The following is a 17,670-nucleotide window of genomic DNA, read 5'->3' as shown; positions in this document are numbered from 1 at the left end:
TAGCCCCCCGGCCGGCGCCCGGCCGCGAGCTTCAGGAGGGCCACCGCCACCCGTCGAGCTCGGGCTTGTCGACGCCCCACTCGTAGGCGTAGCTCTGGCATTCGATCTGCATGCTGCGCAGCGCCTCCTTGGCGTGCGCGCCGGCGACCCGGAGCCCGGGCACGCGGTCGATCACGTCGATCGCGAGGCTGAAGCGGTCGATCTGGTTCTGGATCGCGAGGTCGAGGGGCGTGTTGATGCTGCCCTTCTCCTTGTAGCCGCGGACGTGCAGGTTCCGGTGGTTGGTGCGCCGGTAGGCGAGCCGGTGGATCAGCCAGGGATAGCCGTGGAAGTTGAAGATGATCGGCCGGTCCACGGTGAAGAGGCTGTCGAAGTCGCGGTCCGCGAGGCCGTGCGGGTGCTCGCTGGAAGGCGTCAGCTTGTAGAGGTCCACCACGTTGACGAAGCGGATCTTGAGCGCGGGGAAGTGCTCCCGGAGCAGCACCACCGCCGCCAGCGCCTCCTTGGTCGGGATGTCGCCCGCGCACGCCATCACGACGTCGGGCTCCTCGCCCTCGTCGTTGCTCGCCTGGCGCCAGATGCTGACGCCCTTGGCGCAGTGCACGATGGCCTCGTCCATCGTCATGTACTGGAGGTGCTTCTGCTTGTCGGCGACGATGACGTTGATCTCGTTCGTGCTGCGCAGGCAGCGGTCGGCGATGCACAGCAGCGTGTTCACGTCGGGCGGCAGGTAGATCCGGCACACGTCGGGGCTCTTGTTCACGACCACGTCGAGGAAGCCCGGGTCCTGGTGCGTGAAGCCGTTGTGGTCCTGGCGCCAGACCGTCGAGGTGATCAGCAGGTTCAGCGACGACACCGGCGCGCGCCACGGCTGCTCGCGCGAGGCGGCGAGCCACTTCGCGTGCTGGTTGAACATCGAGTCGATGACGTGGGCGAAGGCCTCGTAGGTCGAGAGGAAGCCGTGGCGGCCGGTCAGCAGGTAGCCCTCGAGCCAGCCCTCGAGGGTGTGCTCGGAGAGCATCTCGAGGACGCGCCCGTCGGGCGCCAGCTCGCCGCCGTCGGCGTCCTCGGGCAGGGAGTCGGCGAGCCAGAGCTTCTTGCTCACCTCGTAGATCGCGTCGAGCTTGTTCGAGGTGTTCTCGTCGGGCCCGAAGACCCGGAAGGTGTCCGGGTTCGAGCGCATCACGTCGCGCAGCAGGCGCCCGAGCGGGCGGGTGTTCTCCGCCGTCACCTGGCCGGGCGCCTCGAGCTCGATCGCGTAGTCGCGGAAGTCGGGCATGCGCAGCGCCTTGCGCAGCAGGCCGCCGTTGGCGTGCGGGTTGGCGCTCATGCGCCGGCGCCCGGCCGGCGCCAGCGCGCGCAGCTCGGCGACCAGCCGCCCGCTCGCGTCGAAGAGCTCCTCGGGCCGGTAGCTGCGCAGCCACTCCTCGAGCTGCTTCAAGTGCGCGGGGTTCTCCCGGACGCCTGCGAGCGGGACCTGGTGCGCGCGCCAGGAGCCCTCGACCTTGTGACCGTCCACCTCCTTCGGGCCGGTCCACCCCTTCGGGCTGCGCAGCACGATCATCGGCCAGCGGGCCCGCAGCGCCCTGCCGCTCGCGCGCGCCTCCTCCTGGATGCGGCGGATCTCGAGCACGCACTCCTCGAGGGTCGCCGCCATCGCCTGGTGCATGCGCTCGGGCTCGTGGCCCTCGACGAAGCGCGGGCTCCAGCCGTAGCCCCGGAACAGGCTCTCCAGCTCGTCGTGGGAGATGCGGGCGAGCAGGGTCGGGTTGTTGATCTTGTAGCCGTTCAGGTGGAGGATCGGGAGCACCGCGCCGTCGCGGATCGGGTTCAGGAACTTGGTCGAGTGCCACGAGGTGGCCAGCGGCCCGGTCTCGGCCTCGCCGTCGCCGACCACCACCGCGACGAGCAGATCGGGGTTGTCGAAGGCCGCCCCGAACGCGTGCGACACCGAGTAGCCGAGCTCGCCGCCCTCGTGGATCGAGCCGGGCGTCTCCGGGGTGCAGTGGCTGCCGATCCCGCCCGGGAACGAGAACTCCTCGAGGAAGGCCCGCATCCCGTCCAGGTCCTCGCTCTTGTTCGGGAACACCTCCGAGTAGGTCCCCTCGAGGTAGACGGGCGCGAGGACGCCGGGCGCGCCGTGCCCCGGGCCGGCCAGGAAGATCGCGTCGAGGTCGTACTTGCGGATCAGCCGGTTCAGGTGCACGTAGGCGAAGGAGAGGCCCGGGCTCGCCCCCCAGTGGCCGAGCAGGCGCTGCTTGATGTGCTCGCGCTGGAGGGGCTCGCGCAGCAGGGGGTTGTCGCGCAGGTAGATCATCCCGGCGGCGAGGTAGTTGCAGGCGCGCCAGTACGCGTCCGTCCTGCGCAGCTCGTCCGCCGAGAGCGCGGTGCCCTCGGGTGTCTCTCGCCGCGGATCGGTGTAGGTGCGAACCATCTGCTCCTCCGTTCGGATCCCGGACGGACCGGACATCGCCTCGGGGCCCATGACGCTCCTGCGTAGTATGCTGGGAGACGCTCCATGCCTTGTCGACCCCGGCCCCGGTCCCTCAGGAGGCGATGGATTTGCGCTGGATGCTGCTGCTCGCGCCCGTCGCGCTCGTCCTCGACGCCCTCGGGACGATGCCGGCACCGGCGGTCTTCTTCTGCGCCGCCCTGGCGATCGCACCGCTCGCGATGCGGATCGTGGAGAGCACCGAGGCGATCGCGGTCCGCACCGGTCCCGCCGTGGGCGGCCTGCTGAACGCGACCTTCGGCAACCTGCCCGAGCTGATCATCGCGGTGGTCGCCCTGCGCGCCGGGATGATCGAGCTGGTGCGAGCGTCCCTGGTGGGCGCGCTGCTCGCGAACCTGCTCCTCGGTCTCGGCCTGTCCTTCCTGCTCGGCGGCCTGCGCTACCACGCGCAGGACTACAACCCGCTCGCCGCGCGCTCCTACGCCTCGATGATGCTGCTGGCGGTGATCAGCATGGCGGTGCCGAGCGGCTTCCACCGCTTCTTCGGGGCCGAGCAGGGCTTCCGCCACACGGGGGTGCTCGACACGAGCGTCGCGGTCGTCCTGCTCGCCACCTACGGGCTCTACCTCCTCTACCAGCTCCGCACCCACAGCGAGACCTTCTCGAAGCACGAGGGCCCCCCACCGGGCGAGCCCGCCGCAGGAACGCACGCGAGCGTGCAGCGCGCCCTGCTGCTGCTGGTGGCGGCCTCCCTCGGCGCCGCCTGGCTCAGCGAGGTGCTGGTCGGCGCCGCCGAGGCGACCGGCCACGCCCTCGGGATGTCGCCGACCTTCCTCGGGCTCGTCGTGCTGGCGGCCGTCGGCGGCGCGGCGGAGATCGGCTCGGCGGTGGCGATGGGGCGGCGCAACGAGATGGACCTCTCGATCGGCATCGCGCTCGGCTCGTGCATCCAGATCGCGCTCTTCGTGGCGCCGCTCCTCGTGCTGCTCGGCGGCCTGATCGGCCCGCAGCCCTTCTCGCTCTCCTTCACGCGGGGCGAGATGGGGTTCCTGTTCGTCTCGGTGCTGCTCGGCGGCCTGGTGGCCTCCGACGGGCGATCGAACTGGTTCAAGGGCGTGCAGCTCCTGGCGGTCTACGTGCTGCTCGCCCTGGTCTGCTACCTCGTGCCCTCGGTCTCCCCCTAGGACCTCGCATGCTGGGCTCCCTGCTCGAGCGCTATCGCCGCCGCCGCTTCGCCTGGCTGTTCGGGGCGCTGCTCGCGACGCTCGGCGCGCAGCCGGTTCTCGAGACCTTCGGCTCGGACGGGAACGTCTTCGAGCTGCTGGTCGGCGTGAGCCTGTGCGTCGCCGCGCTCGGGCTCGCCCGCGAGCCCGGCATGCGCTGGCTGGTGGCGGCGGCGGCCGCCCTGGTGGCCGTGCAGGGCATCCAGGCCGTGCTGGGGGCGGCACCCGCGCAGACCGCCGGCGCGCTGCTCTGGCCGGCGGGCTTCGCGCTGGCCGCGACCGCCAGCGTGCGGCATGCCTTCGCCTCCGGCCGGGTGGACGGCGAGCGGATCTTCGCGGCGCTCGACGCCTACCTGCTCGTCGCGATCCTCTTCGGCGTCGGCTACCGGGCGATCGATCGATGGCGACCCGGCTCGTTCGCCGGCGACGTCGGGGCGGACGGGCTGGGCCTCCAGGATGCCGTGTACCTGAGCTTCGTCACGATCGCGTCCCTCGGCTACGGCGACCTGGTGCCGAAGAGCGCGGCGGCGCGGGGCCTCGTGATCGTCGAGGCGGTGGGGGGCCAGATGTACATCGCGGTCCTGCTCGCGCGTCTCGTGAGCCTCTATGCGCGGGAGCGGGAGCCCCGGGCTTGAGCCTCCGCTCCGGCTGCCCTACACGCTGCGCACGATGAGCGACGACCCGACCTGCTTCGACCGGCCCGACGCCGTCCCGCTGAGCGACGAGGAGGCCACGGCTGCGCTCTTGCAGGGCGCCGTGAAGGGCCTCTGGGAGGTCGTCGGCCAGCTCACCCGGCTCCGCCGCTCCCGGCGCTCCCGCTACCGCGTCTCGATCTTCGGCTCCGCCCGGATCGCCCCGGGCACGGCTGCGTACGAGCAGGTGGCCCGGCTCGCGGCGGAGCTCACGCGCATGGGATGCGACGTCATCACCGGAGGCGGCCCCGGCCTGATGCAGGCGGCCAACGAAGGGGCTGCCAAAGCCGGTTCCGGACGCCCCGAGGGATCGGTCGGGATCCGCATCACGCTGCCCTTCGAGCAGCACGTGAATCCCTTCGTCGGGGATGCCTACGAGCACCGGACCTTCTTCACGCGCCTCCACCACTTCGCGCTGCTCTCGGACGCCTTCGTCGTGGTGCCCGGAGGGATCGGGACCCTGCTCGAGCTGTCGATGGCCTGGCAGCTCCTCCAGGTCCGGCAGCTCCACGACGTGCCCTTGATCCTGGTCGGGAAGATGTGGCCCGAGCTGATCGCGTGGGCGAGGCGATCGATGCTGGCCGAGGGGAGCGAGCTCGCCGGGGCGGCGGACCTCGACCTCCCGCAGTGCGCCACGGGCGTCGAGGACACCGTGGAGCGGATCCGGGCAGGCCGCGAACGATGGCTCCGCGCGCAGGAGCCCTCGCCCCGGGGCCGGTGATCAGTCGGCGATCCAGCCCCGCTCGCGGTAGGCGCGCACGATCCGCTCCGCGAGCTCCCGCCCGGTGCGCCGGGCGTCCGCCTCGGCGCTGGTCAGGAACAGCTCGCTCACGGTCGTGGTGCCCGCGGCGACGACGGCGGCCGTGGCCGCCGTTCCGGCCGCGGCCCCCGCGCCGAGGGTCACCGCGGCACCCGGCTTGCGGCCGCTCTTCGCCGTGGTCTCGGCCTCGGCGATGAGCTGGCCGTCCATCCAGGCCTGGGCGCGCGTGCGCACCTCGCTCGCGCCCGCGCCGAAGCCGACCAGCGTGCGCATGGTCTGGTTGCCCTCGTCCAGGGTCAGGAACTTGCCCGCGATCACGAGCGTGGTCGGCGTGAGCGACACGCGGCCCGAGGAGCGCTGGGCGGGCAGGCCGGCTTCGCGGAGCTTCTTCGTCAGCTCGTCGGCCAGGGCGTCGGCCGCTGCGCGGCCGAGCTGGAGCTCCTCGCTGCTCGTCACCTCGCCGGTCGCCTCGCGCGCGATCGTCGGGCCGATCCCCCGGTCGAGATCGACGTCCGCCATCGTCACGGCGAAGGTGCGCACGAGGATGCGATCGGGCTTCGCGAGCACACCGGCGCGCCGGGTCTGCTCCACGTTGGTGGACGCACAGCCGGCGGCCAGTGCGGCCACGGACAGGCACGCCACCCCTACGGACGCTCGCACGAGCCGTCGCATCGGATCCCCCCTTCGGCCGGCATCGTATCGGCTCGCGGCGCGGCTCGCACCGCCATGGGTGCCGGATCGAATCTGCACGCGAAGACCTGTGCCCACGATCCGTATCGAGCACGGCTTCCCGCATTGCCGAAGCCCGCGGCTGCTCCTCGCCGAGGTCGCTGGCCGCGGCGGCGGCGCGCTCGTACCGGTCCGGCCGTGTCGCAGCGGCCACGGGCTCCGGGCGGTGCGGCTGCGGTAGCCTCCTCGCCGTCGCCGGGAGGATCACAGGTGCGGGAGCGGCATGCGTGGCTCGTCGGAACCGTGGGGCTCTGGGCGGTGTTGGCCGTCGCGACGGCGCGACCGTCCGCAGGAGCGCCGGAAGCGCGCCCGGCGGCGGCCGAGATCATCCGGCTCACGGTCCGGGAGGGACACGAGACCCAGATCGAGGAGTTCCTCGCCCGGCTGGCGGAGGCCGCCCGGCGCACGAAGGCGCCGGTCCGCTGGCGTGTCCACCGGCGGGTGGACGGCGAGCGCCCGCTCTACGTGCTCGTGCTGCAGGCCCCGAGCGCCGAGCAGCTCGAGGCCTGGAGCAGCCTCGACGCGAGCTCGACGCTGCAGGCCGCGTATGGCGGCGACGAGGCGCAGCGCCTCCTCGCTCTGCGCGAAGCGGCGCTGGAGGGCATGCAGCGCGAGCGCTTCCTCGCGCAGCCCGCGCTCGGCTTCGACGACTGAGTCACGACCCGGCGTGCTCCGCGGGCGCGCGCTCGGCGATCACGAGCAGGCCCGCGCGCAGCCCGGGGGCGACCTTCGGGTTCGGGAACACGATCCGCTCGCCGGGCTCGGCGATCCAGGTGGTGTCGCCGTCGCAGGCGATCGGCTCGCCCGGCGCGAGCGGCGTGAAGTTCGGGGCGTCGGGTGGGATCGTGAGCCGGAAGCCGTCGCTCTGCTTGAGGAGCTCGCGGCGCACGCGATAGACCACGGGCGCCGGCGCGGCGGGCGGCAGGGGTGCGCCCGCGATCAGCGCGCGGACGCCGCCCCCGGCGGCCGCCAGCTCGCCCGCCGCCCCTTCGCCGAGCGCCCGCACGCGGCCGAGCTCGAGCGTGTAGGCCTCGCAGCCGTGGGCGCGCGCGGTATGGCCCGTGAAGGTGGGCGACGGCAGGCTGCTGCGGACCAGCGCGTCGATCCCGAGGCCCGCGAGCAGGCGCAGCGCGGCGGGCGGGAGCGCGGCGGCCTCGTCGAGCGGGTGGACGGCGAAGCTCGGGTGCAGCGAGGCGCGGATCGCGCTGTGGAGGTCGAGGTGGAGGGCGCCCGGGTGGCGCGCGCAGAACGCCCCGGCCGCGGCCTCGAGGGCCGCCGCGCGGGGCGCGTCGCGGGCGTCGCGGCGCGCGCCGTGGCGGCCGCCGAAGAGGCGGTTGAGATCGTGGTCGAGGTAGCGGAGCCCGGCGCGCAGCGCGCCGAGGTTGCCGAGCGCCAGGAGGACGGGCGCGCCGACCGGGAGCGCGCCCGCCGCGATCGCGTCGGCCGCCGCGCACAGGAGCTCGACGGGCGCGGTCTCGTCGCCGTGGACGCCGGCCGAGAGGAGGAGCGGCCGCGCGTCCCTCGCTCCGCCTGCGGGCTCGATCCGCCAGATCGCGGGCCCGAGCCGCTCGATGGCGGCGCCCGACGGCGCGCGGGCCGGGAGCGCCGCGTCGTCGCCGGCGAGCACGGCGGCGAGCAGGCCCGTCATGCCTGCTGGAACGGGTAGAGGGCGCCGAGACCCAGGATGGCGGTCAGCTCGTCGAGGGCGGTCCGGCACTCGTCGAGGAGCGCCGGGTCGGCGAGCTCCCGGGCGGTGAGCCGGTCGCGGTGGTGGCGGCCGATCCAGGCGACGAGGCGGGCGTCGAGCGCGTCGTCGAGCCAGACCCCGGGCGCGACGGCGGCCGCGCGCTCGCCGTCGAGCACCACGCGCAGGCGCAGGCAGGCCGGGCCGCCGCCGTTGCGCATCGACTGGCGCAGGTCGAAGGTGAGGACCTCGGCGACCGGGCCGCCCGAGGCGAGCAGCTCCTCGAGCCATTGCCACACGCGCGGGCTCCGCCGGCACTCCTCGGGCGCGACCAGCAGCATGCGGCCGTCGGGGCGCGCGAGGAGCTGGCTGTTGAAGAGGTAGCTCGCGACGGCGTCGCCGAGCCCGAGCGCCGCGTCCGGCACCTCGATCGCCCGCAGCGGCACGGGGTCGAGCGCCCGCCGCAGCTCGTCGAGCACGCGCGCGCGCTCGCGGAAGGCGCGCTCGTGGAAGAAGAGCACGTCGCGGCTCCCGACGGCGACCACGTCGTTGTGGAAGGCGCCCGCGTCGATCGCGTCCGGGGCCTGCGCGGCGAAGACGGTGCGCGCCGGGTCGAGCCCGTGCAGGCGGGCGATCGCCTCACCGGCCTCGCGCGCCTGGCGCGCCGGATAGCGGAGCGGCGCGGGCTCGCCCGCGGCGGCCGAGCGCCCGTACACGAAGAGCTCGACGCCGGGGGCGCCCTCGTCTCCACACAGCCGCGTGTGATTGGCCGCGCCCTCGTCGGCGAGGGCGGGGCCGGCCGGCAGCGGCGCGTGGTGCGCGAAGGCAGCGCCTTCCGGGAAGATCGCGCGCAGGACGCGGGCGGTGGTCGGCGCCTCGATCGAGCGGTGCAGGTGGCTGCACAGGTTCGCGGGGGTGAAGTGGGTGCGGCCGTCGGCGGTGTCGGGTCCGGGGCTCACGGTGGCGGCGTTCGCGGCCCACATGGCGGACGCCGAGCCTGCCTGCGCGAGGAGGCCCGGCGCCTCGGCGGCGGCTCTTCGCAGCACGGCCGCGTCGTCCCCCGTGAAGCCCACGCGCCGCAGCAGCAAGAGGTCGGGGCGCTCGTGCGGGGGCAGGACGCCCTGGCGGAAGCCGCGCCGGGCGAGCGCGCGCATCTTCGCGAGCCCCTGGAGCGCCGCTTCGCGCGGGCTCGACACGAGCCCGGCGTGGCGCTCGGAGGCCAGGTTGCCGAAGGAGAGCCCTCCGTAGTGGTGGGTGGTCCCGACCAGCCCGTCGAAGTTCGCCTCGAAGGCGCTCATCGCGGCTCGCCCCCGAGCGTGAGCCCCGGCGGCAGGACCTCCGGGAGCGTGGGGTGCGGCGCCTCCAGGCCGGCGACCGGGTAGGCCACGGAGTCGGCGGCGTAGTACGCGCTCGGCCGGTGGTTGCCGCTCCAGCCGACACCGCCGAAGGGCGCGGCGCTCGAGGCGCCCGTGAGCGGCCGGTTCCAGTTGACGACGCCGGCCCGGATCCCGCGCCAGAAGCGCTCCCAGGCGGAGGGGTCGTCCGAGATCAAGCCCGCGGCGAGCCCGAAGCGCGTCGCACCGGCCCGCCGCAGCGCGTCGTCGAAGCCCTGGAAGCGCGCGACCAGGAGCAGCGGGCCGAAGTGCTCCTCGTCGGCGAGCCCTGCGACCGCGCCGACGTCGAGCACGCCGGGGGCGAGCAGCCCGGTGCCCGGCGCGAGCGGGCGCATCGCGAGGAGCGGCACGGCGCCGCGCGCGACGAGCTCGGCCTGCACCGCGAGGAGCTGCGCGGCGCGCGCGGGCGTGATCAGCGCCCCCATATAAGGCTGGGGCTCGTCGTCCCAGCGCCCGACCGCGAGCCGCTCCGAGACCTCGACGAGCCGCGCGAGGAGCGCGTCGCCGGCCGGGCCGGCCGGCACGAGGAGCCGGCGCGCGCAGGTGCAGCGCTGGCCCGCCGACAGGAAGGCCGACTGCACGATCGTGACGACAGCGGCGTCCCGGTCGGCCACCTCGTACACGACCAGTGGGTTGTTGCCGCCCATCTCGAGCGCGAGGAGCTTCTCGGGCTGGCCCGCGAGCTGGCGGTGGAGCGCGACCCCCGCCGCGCGGCTCCCGGTGAAGAGCACGCCGTCGACCCCCGGCTGCCCCGCCAGCGCGGCGCCGGTCTCGCGCCCGCCCTGCGCGAGGCCGAGCACGCCCGGCGGCAGCCCCGCCTCCTGCCAGAGCCGGAGCGTGTCGCGCGCGACGCCGGGCGCCAGCTCGGAGGGCTTGAACACGACGGTGTTGCCCGCGAGGAGGGCCGGCACGATGTGGCCGTTCGGCAGGTGGCCCGGGAAGTTGTAGGGCCCGAGCACCGCGAGGACCCCGTGCGGGCGGTGGCGCACGGCGGCGCGCACGCCCGCCGCCTCGCTCTCGCGCGAGCCCGTCCGCTCGGCCTGCGCGCGCGCCGAGTGCTCGATCTTGGCGATCATCGCCTGGACCTCGCCGGCCGCCTCCCAGCGCGGCTTGCCCGTCTCGCACCCGATCGCCGCCGCGAGCGCCTCGGACCGCGCGGCGAGCCGCTCGCCGAAGCGGCGCACGATCGCGAGCCGCGCCTCGAGCCCGAGCTCGCGCCAGGGCTCGAAGGCGGCGCGGGCGGCGGCGACGGCGGCCGCCACCTGCTCGGGGCCGGCCGCCCGGCCCTGCCAGACGGGCGCGCGCGTGACGGGATCGAGGCTCGCGAAGGCCGCGCCCGTGCCCGGCTCCCAGCGCCCGCCGACGAGCTGGTCCGGCACGCAGCCGCCTCAGCGCGCGGGCTGCACGGGCACGACCCGCACGCTCGCCCCGGCCGCGACGCCGAGCGCCTCGAGATCGGCCTCCGCCAGCGCGAAGCCGCCCTCCGCGCCGACCGCACCCGGCGCCAGCAGCACCCGGAACGCGCGCTCGTCGCGGTTCGAGACGAGGTGCAGGGGCCCCGCACCCGGGCCGCCGGCGGCCGCCTCGCAGACCCTGCTCTCGCGCACCGCCCGGATCGCGGCCCGCGCGCACGCGAGCGCCGGGCCCGCGTCGAAGATGTCCACGTAGCCCTGGTAGGAGAAGCCCTCCGCCTCGAGCAGCGCGCGCGCCGGGCGCGTGTGCTCGTGCACTTCGCCGATCGCCGCCCGTGCCGCCTCCGACAACAACGAGGTGTAGACCGGGTGCTGCGGCATGAGCTCGGCGATGAAGACCTTGTTGCCGACCCCGGAGAGGTAGTCCGCGCGCGAGAACTCCATGTCGAAGAAGTGCCGGCCGAGGCTGTCCCAGAACGGCGAGCGGCCCTCGGCGTCGGCGACCCCGCGCAGCTCGGCGATCACCTTCTCCGTGAAGCGCTCCGGGAACTCCGCCAGGTAGAGGAAGCGCGCCTTGGAGAGCAGCGCGCCGTGGGCGCCGCGCCGGGAGCCCGGGTGCAGGAAGAGCGAGCAGAGCTCGGTCGCACCCGTCAGGTCGTTGGTCAGGAAGAGGGTCTGCATCTGGCGGTGCACGCCGATCTCTCGCGAGCTCGTGACGAGGGTGCCCACGCGGTAGTTGTACCAGGGCTCGTCGAGGCCCACGGCGGCGGCGATCCCGCTGGTGCCCGCGACGCGGCCGCCCGCCGGGTCCTCGAGCACGAAGAGGTAGCTCGCCCGGGCGGGCTCGAGGCGCCCCGCGAAGGCCTCGCACGAGATCTCGATCCGGCGCGCGAGCCGCGCCTCGTCGGGCGGCAGCGTGGTGACGCCGATCCCCGCGCCGCGCGCGAGCTCGATCAGCGCGGGGAGGTCCCCGGCCGCGATGGGCCGGACGACCGGACGCATCGGCGCGCCGGCCCCTGCCCCGCTCACGTGCCGGCCGGCGTCACGCGCGCGATCGCCTGGACGTGCGCGAGGGCTTCCGCGGGCGAGTCGGTCGAGAACACCGCGAGCTCCCCCTCGCCGACCGTGCCCGCGCGCAGCGCCTGGCCTCCGAAGGCCGACAGGATCGGCGCCCAGTAGTCGACCCCCATCGCGACCAGCGGGAAGCGCTCGATCTTGGCGGTCTGGATGAGGGTCGCCGCCTCGAAGAGCTCGTCCATCGTGCCGAGCCCGCCCGGCAGGATCACGAAGGCGCTCGAGTACTTCACCAGCATCACCTTGCGCACGAAGAAGTGGTCGAAGGTGAGGATCCGGTCGAGATAGGGGTTGGGGCGCTGCTCCTCGGGCAGGAGGATGTTGCACCCGACGCTGAGGCCGCCGGCCTCCCGCGCGCCGCGGTTCGCGGCCTCCATGACGCCCGGCCCGCCGCCGGTGACCACCGCGTAGCCGGCCTCCGCGAAGGCCCGCCCGACCGCCCGCGCGAGCGCGTACCAGCGATGCTCCTCGGCGAAGCGCGCCGAGCCGAACACGGTGACGGCGGGGCCGAGGTCGTAGAGCGCCCGGCAGCCGCGCACGAACTCCTGGAAGATCCGGAACGCGCGGTCGAAGTCGAGCAGCAGGTCGTCGGGCCCGCGCAGCCAGGCTTCCTCGGAGTGCACGCGGTTCGGGGGCTCTCCGCCGGGAGGCTGCGGGAGGTCAGCGCTCATCGCGGCTCCTGCCGGGCCAGGTCGAGGATCTCGATCCGGTCGTTGGCGTCGGGGTGGCGGGGCGAGGGTCCCTCGGTCACGAGCACGAGCTCGCCGTCGATCCCGTGCGCGCGCAGCCAGTCACGGGCGAAGGGGCGCCAGTCGTGGGGCCGCTCGACGACCCGCACCGGCAGCACGCCCCAGGTGAAGAGCAGCCGCTGGCAGGAGGCCTCCGAGGCGCTCACCGCGACGATCCAGGGCCCCGGGCGGAAGCGCGCGATGCGCCGCGCGGTGGTGCCGCCGATCGTCGGCACGAAGACGGCGGCGGGCGCGGCGCGCTCGATCAGCGTGTCGACCGAGAGCGCGATCAGGTCGTAGACGGGAGCGCCCTCCTCGCGCGGCCGCTCGCGCAGCGCGTCGCGCACCGCGCGTGCCGGCCGCAGCCGCTCGATCGCCGCCGCGATCCGGGCCAGCATCGCCACCGCCTCGACCGGGTAGCGGCCGATCGCCGACTCGCCCGACAGCATGACGGCGTCGGTGCCGTCGAGGATCGCGTTGGCGACGTCGGTGGCCTCGGCGCGCGTCGGGCGCGGGCTCCCGGTCATCGACTCGAGCATCTGGGTGGCGGTGATCACGGGCTTGCCCGCGAGGTTCGCGCGCTGCACCAGGCGCTTCTGCACCAGCGCGATCTCCTCGATCGGGATCTCCACCCCGAGATCGCCGCGCGCGACCATCACGCCGTCGGCGGCGGCCAGGATCTCGGCGACGCGGTCGAGCGCCCGGCGCCGCTCGATCTTGGCGATCACGAAGGGCTGCGCGCCGAGCTCGGCCGCCGCCCGGCGCAGCGCCGCGATGTCCTCGGCCGACTCGACGAAGGACTGCGACACCGCGTCGACGCCGGCGCCGAGCGCGAAGCGCAGGCACTCGCGGTCGCGCTCGGTGAAGGCCGGGATGCCGAGGTCGGAGCCCGGCAGGTTGAGGCCCTTGCCCGAGCGCAGCTCGCCGCCGACCTCGACCCGGCAGTGCACCCGGCCGGCGGCCACGCGCTCGACCGCGAGCCGCACGAGCCCGTCGTTCAGGAAGATCGGGTCGCCGGCGCGCACCGCGTCGGGCAGGCGCGCGAAGCTCACCGAGGCGCCGTGCTCGTCGCCCACGTGGTCGCCGGGCGCGAGCTCGAAAGGGTCGCCCGCCCGCAGCTCGATCGGCTCGCGGGCGAGCGCGCCGATCCGCAGCTTCGGGCCGGGCAGGTCGGCCAGGATCGCGAGCGGGCGGCCGGCCGTGCGCGAGGCCTCGCGCAGCCGCTCGATCACCCGCGCGTGGCCCTCGAAGTCTCCGTGCGAGAGGTTGAGGCGCGCCACGGAGAGGCCTGCCTCGATCATCCGGCGCAGCACCTCGGGTGCTTCGGACGCGGGGCCGATCGTCGCGACGATGCGGGTCTTGTGGGCCGGGAGCGTCTTGTGGGCGGGAAGCGGATGGGGCGGCAACGCTCGCTGCTCCAGTGCGCGCGCTCCGGTTGCAGTCCGACGGGGGCTGGGCGAGGCTCGCGCGGGCCCAGCCTCACCTGCGGAGAGCGCGTGCGCAAGGCCGATCTGCCGCCGACCGACCCGCCGCGCCCCGTTCCGCCGCCCCGCCTCGCGCCTCGCCTCGCGCCCCGCCTCGCCGGGCTGGCGCCGGTGCTGCTCCTGGCGGCGGGCTGCGGCCTCTTCTCGCGCCCCGCTCCGGAGCCGCCCGTCGCCGGCGAGCCCCGGCGGCGCACGGTGCTCTCCACCGAATGGGACGACCGGCGCGCCGGCGAGGAGGCCGAGCAGTCCGCGATCGCCGAGCTCGGCCTGCTCCAGGACGAGGCGCTCCAGGCCTACGTGCGCGAGGTGGGCGAGCGCGTGGCGAGCCACGCCCGCCAGGGCGCCTTCGACTACCGCTTCCAGGTGGTCGACGCCTGGACGCCGAACGCCTTCGCGCTGCCGGGCGGCGCGATCTTCCTCTCGCGCGGCCTGCTCGCCCTCACCAGCTCCGAGGACGAGCTCGCCAACGTGCTCGCCCACGAGATCGTGCACGTGGCGAACCGGCACGCAGCCGCCCAGCAGCTCGTGGTGGCGGCGACGCCCTTCGCCTTCGGCTGGTGGGGCGCGGCGCAGGTGGCGGCCTACGCGCGCGACCAGGAACGCGAGGCCGACGACGGCGGCCAGCGCCTCGCGGCGGCCGCCGGCTACGACCCGGCCGCGATGGCGAGCCTCCTGCGCGGGCTCGAGCAGGAGGAGCGGCTCCAGCTCGGCGCCTCGCGGCTGCCGAGCTTCCTCCAGCACCATCCCGCCAACACCGAGCGCATGGCGGCCACCTTCTCGCTCGGCGCCGAGCTCGACGCGCTCACACCGCCGCGCGCGCACGATCCGGCCGCGCACCTGCGCCGGCTCGAAGGGCTCGTCGTGGACGCCAACCCGGCCGAGGGCGTCTTCCTCGGCAGCCGCTTCGTGCACCCGGACCTGGGCTTCGCGCTGAGCTTTCCCGAGGGCTGGAAGCTCGTGAACACGGCCCGGATGGTGGCGGCCTTCTCGCCGCAGCGGAACGCGCGCTTCGCGCTCGAGGGCGCCGGCCCCGGCGACGACCCGAAGGTGGCGGCGGGGCGCTTCCTGGCCGTCGAGGCGCGCCAGCTCGGCGCGCAGATCGTCGCCGCCCAGTCGCTCGAGATCGACGGGCGCCCGGCCTACGAGGTGCGCGGCCAGGTCTGGACGCCGAACGGCGCGATGGCGGGGCAGCTCACCTGGATCGCGCACGGGGGCTCGGTCTACCGGCTCTCCGCGGCGGCGCCCGCGCCCTTCGCGAGCAGCTACTTCGGCCGCGCCCGCGCAATGGCGCGCAGCTTCCGCGCGATCACGCCCGAGGAGCGCGCTGCGATCCAGGTGCAGCGGCTGCGGATCGTGCCCGCGCTACCCGGCGAGGACCTGGCCGAGCTCTCGCGGCGGACCGGGAACGCCTGGGACCCGGCGCGCACCGCGGTGCTCAACGGGCTCGTGCCCGGCACGAAGCTCGCGGGCGGGCGGCTCGTGAAGATCGTGATCTCGGAGCCGTACCGCGGGCGCGCCGCCGGGACTTCGCAGTAGGCCCGCGGCGGGGCGTCCGGAACACGCGCGAGCGGCGGGGCCGCGTGCGTCAGGCCTCGTCGAGCCGGCGCGCGATCAGGTAGACGGCGCCGTCGGGGCCGGCCTGGGCGCTGTGGAGGGTGCCGCGCGGGAGCTCGAGGGCGTCGCCCGGTCCGAGCGGGAAGACCCGTCCCGCGACCTGGAAGACGATGCGCCCGCGTACGACCTGGAGGCGCTCGTCGTCGGCGTGGGTGTGCGCGTCGTAGCTGCGGTCGGCGGGATCGCGCCAGACCGTCACCTCGAAGCCGTCGGCCTCGAGTCCGCGGCGCAGTGACAGCTCGCCGGGCGCCCCGAGGTCGGTCCACGGAATGTGTCGGAGCTCCACGTCGTCCTCCGATCGTGGCCGCTCCGCGCCGCCCGGGCGGGCGGCGCAGGCGGGGGGATGCGGGTAGCGTACCGGGCGACCCCACCCGCCGCAGCGCCCCAGCCGACATCCCCCTCCCCCGCCCCGCAAGGATCCCGTCACGTCGATGCCGCCGCCGATCGCGCTCACCATCGCCGGCTCGGACCCGGGCGGCGGCGCCGGGATCCAGGCCGATCTCAAGACCTTCCATCGCCTCGGCGTGTACGGGACCAGCGCGCTGACCCTGGTGACCGCGCAGAACACCCTCGGCGTCGAGCGGGTGGACGTGCTCGCGCCGGCGACCGTGTCGGCCCAGATCGACGCGCTGGCGGCGGACCTGCGCCCGGCCGCGGTGAAGACCGGGGCGCTCGGCGCGGCCCCGGTCGTCGCGGCGGTGGCCACCGCGCTCGCCCGGCACGGGCTGCGCCCGCTGGTGGTGGACCCCGTCATGCTCTCGAAGCACGGCGATCCCCTGCTCGCGACCGGCGACGTCGACGCCCTGCGCCGGCTCCTGCTCCCCCACGCGACGCTGCTCACGCCGAACCTCCCCGAGGCCGCCGCGCTGCTCGGCGGCGGGGCGCTCGAGCGCGAGGCCGACGTCGAGGCGGCGGCGCGCGCGCTGGCCGCGCTCGGCCCCGCGGCGGTGCTCGTGAAGGGCGGCCACGGAGAAGGCCCGGAGGTGGCCGACCTCCTGTTCGCGGACGGGAGCTGCACCTGGCTGCGTGCGCCCCGCCTCCCGACCCGACACACCCACGGGACGGGCTGCGCCCTCTCGGCGGCGATCACGGCGCGGCTCGCCCACGGCGACGGCCTCGAGCGCGCGGTGCGCCGGGCGCGCGCCTGGCTCCAGCGCGCGATCGCCGGTGCCCCGGGGCTCGGCGCGGGCCAGGGGCCGCTCGACTACTGGGCGGAGCCGCCCGGGTAGCGCAGCACCAGCTCGCTGATCTCGGCCGGCGCGCGCAGCCGCATCGGCGGGCCCCAGAAGCCGGTGCCGCGGCTCACGTAGAGCGTGCTGCGCCCGACCCGGTGCAGGCCCTCGACCCACGGCACGGTGAGCCGCACCGCCCAGCGGAAGGGCCAGATCTGGCCGCCGTGGGTGTGGCCCGAGAGCTGGAGGTCGACCTCGCGGCGCGCGGCGCGCCGGAAGGTCGCCGGATCGTGCGCGAGCAGGACGACGGGGCGCTCCGGGTCGCGCCCGGCGAGCGCGCGCTCGAGGTCCTCGCCGCCGCCGGGCCCGACGAGCGCGCCGTGGTGGTCGTCGACGCCCGCCAGGTCGAAGCCCGCACCGTCCGCCCCGATCGCGACCCGCTCGTTGCGCAGCGCGCGCCAGCCGAGCGCGCTCACGCGCGCCACCCAGTCGTCGGCGCCCGAGTAGTAGTCGTGGTTGCCGGTCACGAACCAGACGCCGTGGCGCGCACGCAGCGCGCCGAGCGGCGCCACCTCGTCCCCGACCCGCCCGACACCGCCGTCGACCAGGTCGCCGGTCACCACGACGAGGTCGGGCGCGAGCGCGGTGACGCGCTCGACGAGCGAGGCCGCGAAGCGCCGGTCGAGGAGCGGGCCCAGGTGCAGGTCGGAGAGCTGCACGATGCGGAAGCCGTCGAGCGCGCGGGGCCAGCGGGCGAGCGGGATCTCGACGCGCACGAGCGACGGCGGGGCCATGCCCCCGCGCAGCGCGGCAGCGGCCAGCGAGAGCCCGACCACCGCCGCCACCAGCGCGCGCACCCGGGCCGGGGCGACGCCGCCGGTCGCGCCGGCCGGCTCGGCGGCGCCGAGCAGGGCCAGCGCCGCGTCGCTCGCGAGCGTGGCGACGAGCAGCAGGAACACGAGACCGAGCCAGGTGTAGGCGCTCCAGGCGAGCACGCCGAGCGCGCGGCTCGTGCGCCGGCGGACGAAGACCTGCACGAGCAGCGCCGTGAAGCCGGCGCCGAGGAGGCCGAGCCCCGCGGCCTGCCAGGCACCGGGCCAGGCGGGGGCCAGGACCAGCCGCTGCGCCAGATAGGCGTGGATCGCCAGCGCGAGCGTCAGGAACACCGCCAGGAAGGCGAGGCCCGCCGTGACGCGGCGCGAGCGGGCAGCGGGGCGGGCGGCGGGGCCGGAGGCCATCGCGCGCAGGCTAG

General features: G+C 75.4%; 16 protein-coding genes. 6 read left to right on the top strand and 10 right to left on the bottom strand.

The features are described 5' to 3' along the window. Positions 1-31 precede the first annotated feature (31 nt). Positions 32-2,434: a phosphoketolase family protein gene (locus OZ948_09795; GenBank protein MEB2345024.1), complete on the bottom strand. Its 2,403-nt coding sequence runs from the start codon at positions 2,432-2,434 to the stop codon at positions 32-34. Positions 2,435-2,556: 122 nt separating this feature from the next. Between OZ948_09795 and cax the strand changes: the two genes are divergently transcribed. The 3 genes from cax to OZ948_09780 are packed head-to-tail and all read left to right on the top strand — an operon-like array spanning position 2,557 to position 5,088. Beyond that, the gene (cax, locus tag OZ948_09790; GenBank protein MEB2345023.1) at positions 2,557-3,636 is read left to right on the top strand and encodes a calcium/proton exchanger; all 1,080 of its coding nucleotides are present in this window, start codon (positions 2,557-2,559) and stop codon (positions 3,634-3,636) included. A gap of 8 nt (positions 3,637-3,644) precedes the next feature. Further along, positions 3,645-4,310: a potassium channel family protein gene (locus OZ948_09785; protein ID MEB2345022.1), complete on the top strand. Its 666-nt coding sequence runs from the start codon at positions 3,645-3,647 to the stop codon at positions 4,308-4,310. Positions 4,311-4,344: 34 nt separating this feature from the next. Next, a complete protein-coding gene (locus tag OZ948_09780; protein ID MEB2345021.1) occupies positions 4,345-5,088 on the top strand; it encodes an LOG family protein in 744 nt (247 codons plus the stop codon). Here the strand turns inward: OZ948_09780 and OZ948_09775 are convergent, their stop codons facing one another. Continuing rightward, positions 5,089-5,769 (bottom strand): DUF4410 domain-containing protein, encoded by a 681-nt coding sequence (locus tag OZ948_09775; protein MEB2345020.1) that lies wholly within the window; start codon positions 5,767-5,769, stop codon positions 5,089-5,091. It abuts the gene before it with no gap. A 297-nt stretch (positions 5,770-6,066) separates the two neighbouring features. Here OZ948_09775 and OZ948_09770 point away from each other — a divergent pair, with 297 nt between their 5' ends. After that, entirely contained in the window at positions 6,067-6,510 is a 444-nt protein-coding gene (locus OZ948_09770) for a hypothetical protein (GenBank protein MEB2345019.1), read from the top strand. Position 6,511: 1 nt separating this feature from the next. Here OZ948_09770 and OZ948_09765 read toward each other — a convergent pair whose 3' ends face one another. From OZ948_09765 to pyk, 6 genes are read right to left on the bottom strand one after another with little or no spacing between them, the layout of a single operon-like run. After that, on the bottom strand, positions 6,512-7,504 hold the full coding sequence (locus OZ948_09765; GenBank protein MEB2345018.1) for a succinylglutamate desuccinylase: 993 nt from the start codon (positions 7,502-7,504) through the stop codon (positions 6,512-6,514). Further along, complete coding sequence (gene astB, locus OZ948_09760; protein MEB2345017.1) at positions 7,501-8,838, bottom strand: N-succinylarginine dihydrolase; 1,338 nt, start codon at positions 8,836-8,838, stop codon at positions 7,501-7,503. Before astB ends, OZ948_09765 begins: the two co-directional genes overlap by 4 nt. Further along, positions 8,835-10,313 (bottom strand): succinylglutamate-semialdehyde dehydrogenase, encoded by a 1,479-nt coding sequence (gene astD, locus OZ948_09755; GenBank protein ID MEB2345016.1) that lies wholly within the window; start codon positions 10,311-10,313, stop codon positions 8,835-8,837. The genes astB and astD overlap by 4 nt, the downstream gene beginning before the upstream one ends. Positions 10,314-10,322: 9 nt before the next feature. After that, entirely contained in the window at positions 10,323-11,348 is a 1,026-nt protein-coding gene (gene astA / locus OZ948_09750) for an arginine N-succinyltransferase (protein MEB2345015.1), read from the bottom strand. A 23-nt stretch (positions 11,349-11,371) separates the two neighbouring features. Continuing rightward, on the bottom strand, positions 11,372-12,091 hold the full coding sequence (locus OZ948_09745) for a TIGR00730 family Rossman fold protein (GenBank protein ID MEB2345014.1): 720 nt from the start codon (positions 12,089-12,091) through the stop codon (positions 11,372-11,374). Continuing rightward, entirely contained in the window at positions 12,088-13,554 is a 1,467-nt protein-coding gene (pyk, locus tag OZ948_09740; GenBank protein MEB2345013.1) for a pyruvate kinase, read from the bottom strand. Before pyk ends, OZ948_09745 begins: the two co-directional genes overlap by 4 nt. Before the next feature lie 90 nt (positions 13,555-13,644). Between pyk and OZ948_09735 the strand changes: the two genes are divergently transcribed. Continuing rightward, positions 13,645-15,168 carry a M48 family metalloprotease gene (locus OZ948_09735; protein ID MEB2345012.1) on the top strand — a complete coding sequence of 508 codons (1,524 nt, stop codon included), beginning with the start codon at positions 13,645-13,647 and terminating at the stop codon, positions 15,166-15,168. Positions 15,169-15,217: 49 nt separating this feature from the next. Here OZ948_09735 and OZ948_09730 read toward each other — a convergent pair whose 3' ends face one another. Further along, positions 15,218-15,532: a cupin domain-containing protein gene (locus tag OZ948_09730; GenBank protein MEB2345011.1), complete on the bottom strand. Its 315-nt coding sequence runs from the start codon at positions 15,530-15,532 to the stop codon at positions 15,218-15,220. A 145-nt stretch (positions 15,533-15,677) separates the two neighbouring features. Between OZ948_09730 and thiD the strand changes: the two genes are divergently transcribed. Continuing rightward, positions 15,678-16,475: a bifunctional hydroxymethylpyrimidine kinase/phosphomethylpyrimidine kinase gene (gene thiD, locus OZ948_09725; GenBank protein MEB2345010.1), complete on the top strand. Its 798-nt coding sequence runs from the start codon at positions 15,678-15,680 to the stop codon at positions 16,473-16,475. Here the strand turns inward: thiD and OZ948_09720 are convergent. Then, a complete protein-coding gene (locus OZ948_09720) occupies positions 16,451-17,656 on the bottom strand; it encodes a metallophosphoesterase (protein MEB2345009.1) in 1,206 nt (401 codons plus the stop codon). The genes thiD and OZ948_09720 overlap by 25 nt on opposite strands. Positions 17,657-17,670: the final 14 nt, after the last annotated feature.

It is taken from the genome of Deltaproteobacteria bacterium, assembly GCA_035063765.1.
In the GTDB taxonomy this organism is placed as follows: Bacteria; Myxococcota_A; UBA9160; order UBA9160; family PR03; genus CAADGG01.
This window is presented reverse-complemented; position numbering and strand designations above follow the sequence as displayed.